Source organism: Oleiphilus sp. HI0061 (assembly GCF_001635675.1).
Map to the genome: position 1 here is coordinate 1 of NZ_LWFE01001162.1, position 3,453 is coordinate 3,453.

The 3,453-nt window shown below is 45.4% G+C and carries 2 protein-coding genes; both read right to left on the reverse strand.

Annotated features, from left to right (window positions below):
* Positions 1-2,087, reverse strand: a 2,087-nt coding sequence (locus A3735_RS17615) for a hypothetical protein (RefSeq protein WP_156499739.1), incomplete at its 3' end; no start/stop codon positions are given.
* A gap of 94 nt (positions 2,088-2,181) precedes the next feature.
* A partial coding sequence (locus A3735_RS17620) for an immunoglobulin-like domain-containing protein (RefSeq protein ID WP_156499740.1) occupies positions 2,182-3,453 on the reverse strand: 1,272 nt, incomplete at its 5' end.

Here is a 3,453-nt window from a genome sequence, read left to right on the forward strand (position 1 = left end):
TTGAAGCTTAGGCCTGTTAGGTTTTTAAATAAAGGGCCAGAGCCGATCGCACGGTTAGATAAAACTTCCCGGTCACCACTGCTTAAATCAACTGATATTATCGCCTTGAGTTTCTGGTCAGCGATGTAGGCGGTATTCTGTGCAAGGTTCAAATCGATTGCTATTGGGTTGAGCAGGTTAAGCCCCGAGCCAACATCGATCGAAGATACGATTTCAGCGTTTTCTGACTCGGCGTTCCAACGGATGACGGCATTTAAGGCGCTATCGACTGCGTAGATTGATGTGTTTTGCTGGTCGTAAGTGATGTCGCTTGGCTTGGATAGTTTTGATGTTGAGTTTCGAGACAAGCGTTTGTTAGCCGCGATATCAGTTTCGTAGCTGTTTAGATTTACTGATTGAATTCTATCCAGGTAAATGTCACTCACAAGTAATTGGTTGCTCTCTGGCTTAAGTGCTAGCCCTGATGGAAGCTTAAGCTCTGTTGCGCCTAGTCTAGGGGAGGGGGTAATTAAGTTTCTGTCGCCACTAGCTAGGTCAATTTCCCAGATATTTTTTTGCTCGCGCATGCTAACCCATACACTTGATTGAGAGGCGTTAATCTCCAGGTCGACTGGGTTCAATATAGCGGGGCCTGAGCCTAGTTCGAGGTTCGAGTTCGACGCAGAGATAACTTTACGGCTACCTGTCTGTAAGTCGACTTCAAATAGCGCATTGTGATGCCCTTCGGTAATCAAAGCCATATTATTGCCAATGTGCTGAATCGATGTAGGTGCTTCAAGGTTTGGGCCACTACCGTAGCGGTTGCTAACAAAAAGTTCGCGCTGACCTGAAGAAAAGGCAACTGAGAATACGACCTTAAGCTCGGTGTCGTTTACAAGTAATCGTTCATTTTGCTGATCGACGACCAGCTGTTTAAACGTTTTGAACTCTTCACCCTTACCATCGTTTGCTTGGCTCAGTATCGTTCGGTCACCAGTCTCGACATCAATCTCGATAATTGATTTTGAGTCTTCATCAATTAGCCATAATTTGGTCTTTGTGGTGAGCTCCTGGTCTATATCAGTGACTTCAACAACCCCTGCAGCAATATCCGATATGTATGAGAAAGAGCCCGAGGCGCTACCTTGCTCACTTGAAGAAATGATTGAGCTTGTACCTGTTTCTATATCAATGGATAGAACCGTATTATTGCCATTGTCAGAACAGTAGAGCACACCATTGTGAAATACGATTGCAGTTGGTTTTAGTAATTCAAGGCCGGGATTAGCATTGTCTGAGAGGATGGGCCAGCGATTAGGACTTAACTGCTCGTCGATATCAAACACTTTAATGATTGCACCACTTTCTGAATTTTCATTCGCCATCAACAGGTAGAGGATGCCGCCGTCGCTATCGATGGATATATCAATAACATTGTTTAGGCCGTTGGCCAGAGTGGTTAAATTACCGCTGGGGTATTGGCGAGCGAGAATAGCTTGTGAAACTGGCTGCGTTTCCCTTACATCAAGAATAAGTTCTCGCTCTTGGTTTGTGTCAAAAACAGTTGTTTGAGGTTTGATTAGGCTTTCGCTGTCATTTGCAGCATACAAGGTTAGTCTTGGTGAGTTTATATCTGTAGCGTAAGTCTTAAGCTTATTTGCATCGCTTATTAATAATTTATTATCAGAGGTGATAGCCAGGTGGCTTGGTTCTTCAAAAATCTCATCGATTCTTGTAACCCTTAAGTCAAACTTATCTTCGCGTTTATTGCCTGCACCATCAATTGTATTGATGTTCAGTTCACCGATATCAGGTTCGGTTGGAAGATCTACACGCCAGTTTGCGTAATTATCATCACTCGTAACTGGTTCACCATTTACTGTGACGCTTTCGATACCACTATGCTCATCATAACTGGAGCCGCTAATTGTCACCACTGAGTTAGTCGTTGTTCTACTGTAGGTAGGTGATGTGAGCGTTGTTGTTGGCTCCGCTTTATCTCCACCGGAGTTACTACCTCCATCACAGCCAAACAAGGAGAGCGCCATTATCGGCAGGCTCACCTGTAGAGAGCGTTTAAAATTGATTCCATTAAGCAACTTGTTCATATCTATATTCTTTAGCCGGGATATCTGATTGGTTGGCACCAAGCTCGATTTTAGCGCTTGGTGCCTTTGCACAATAAACTTAGTACAGTGCTAACTATTGGATTATCGTTTCAAGAGCCCAGGTGTTTAGCGTTCCTGAGTTGGTGATCGTTGCTTTATCCTCTACTTTGAGTGTCCAGACACCTTGAGTAGACTCACCGTTAAATGCGCTTAAGGCGTTGTGAGGAATAACTGTGCCGCCGATACCGGGGGAAGAGTTACAAACGTTCTCTACAGCGGAGCTTCCCTGATCATCGAATGTTGCGTCGACATCATCGTTGGCGCAACCGAAATCGAACCAGCCGCCGGTTGTTCCAGGTCGGTCCATAATTACAACAGATGTGCCTGCAGGGCTTGTGAGCGTTAGGATCAGGTCTCCTGGTCGGCCATGCGATATATCAATCATAACATTAAGGTCAGCTAACTGACGGTCATCGGATATAGTCATACTGGTTGAGTTCGATGATGACCCCGCATCCAGTCCTGGGCTTGCACTAAATGTTTTAACAAGTGGAATGACTGTGACGGTGCGGGTTTGGGTTAATGCGCTATTCCCCGCCGCGTCAGTGACATTAAAGTGAACTTGATAACTGCCTGGTGTCGACATATCTAGCCCGCTTGTATCAATACTTACGTTCGATGATATGTCGCCATCGATGTTATCAGTTGCTGAAACCCCCAGGTCGCTATAAACATGTCCTTGAATAACTTCAACTGGATTGTCTCCTAGTACTGAAATACTAGGGGGGGTGGTATCGACTACATGTACTGTTCTCGTCACGGTTGTAGCATCGTTACCTTGAGCATCGGCGACATCATAGCTTAATGTGTAAGTGCCAGCGATATTCTCGTTTACATCTCCCGATACAAAGATACTAGAGGATATATCGCTACCGAAATCACTCGCGGTCGCGCCTGCATCAATGTAAGTCGTTCCTTGCTCATGATAGGTTGGGTCCGAGCCTAATAGGCTTATGACCGGTGCGGTAGTATCTTGAACGATAACTGTTCTTGTCACCGTTAGGGCAGCATTACCCGACAAGTCCGAGACATTATAAGTTACCTGATAGCTTCCTACGGCGTTCGTTGCGACGAATCCTGAAATGGCGATAGAAGCTGATAAATCACCATCAACGCCATCGACTGCAGTTGCGCCAGGCTCGAAATAGGTGCCACCCAGTTCAATTAAGATTGGGTTGTTTCCAAGTAAGGAGATAACCGGTGGAACGGTATCGCTACTAGTGTTATCGATTACATTGACTTGGCGGGTAGCATTACCAACATTACCCTCGCTGTCACTGACACTATAGCTAATGGTGTACGTTCC